2 pseudogenes are annotated in these 628 nt (G+C 73.1%); both read right to left on the bottom strand.

The window, feature by feature from the left end:
- Positions 1-473: pseudogene (locus IH61_RS42270) on the bottom strand (electron transfer flavoprotein subunit alpha/FixB family protein); the annotation flags it as partial.
- 59 nt (positions 474-532) lie between these two features.
- Positions 533-628 (bottom strand): annotated as a pseudogene (locus IH61_RS46650) (electron transfer flavoprotein subunit beta); the annotation flags it as partial.

Raw genomic sequence — 628 nt, 5'->3', positions numbered from 1 at the left:
GGCCTCGCCGACGCCGCGGCCGCCGGAGACCACGATCGCGGCCTCGGTCAGCTCGGGGCGGCCGGAGGAGACGCGCGGGGTGCGCGAGGTGACCTTGGCGGCGTTGCCGGTGAACTCCACCGACACGTTCTCCACCGCGCCGGCGGCCGCGGCCGCCTCGGGGGCGACGGCGTTCGGCTTGACCGTGATGACCGGCACGCCGTTGCTGACGCGCGAGTCGACGGTGTAGGAGGCGGCGAAGACGGACTGGGTGGCCACCGGGCCCTGGTCGCCGGCGCGCAGGTCCACGGCGTCGGTGATGATGCCGGAGCCGAGGCGCAGCGCCACGCGGGCGGCGACCTCCTTGCCCTCGCCGGCGCGCCGAGGACGACGGCGGACGGCTCGCCGATGCGGCGGGCCAGGGTCAGCAGCTCCAGGGCCGGCTTACGGACCACACCGTCGGCGTGGTCCACCAGGACGAGAATCTCAGCCATTGTCAGAAGTCTCCGTGTTTCGCGTTTCTCGGGATCGCAGGTTCGAGGGGGGAGTCGGACTAGATGAACTTCTGGTCGGCGAGGTAGGCCGCGAGCTGCTTGCCGCCCTCACCCTCGTCCTTGACGACCGTGCCCGCGGTACGCGCCGGACGCGC

The organism is Streptomyces sp. NRRL WC-3742 (assembly GCF_000720635.1).
Lineage (GTDB): Bacteria > Actinomycetota > Actinomycetes > Streptomycetales > Streptomycetaceae > Kitasatospora.
The sequence above is the reverse complement of the archived record's forward strand: the minus strand, read 5'-3'. Positions and strand labels throughout refer to the sequence as shown.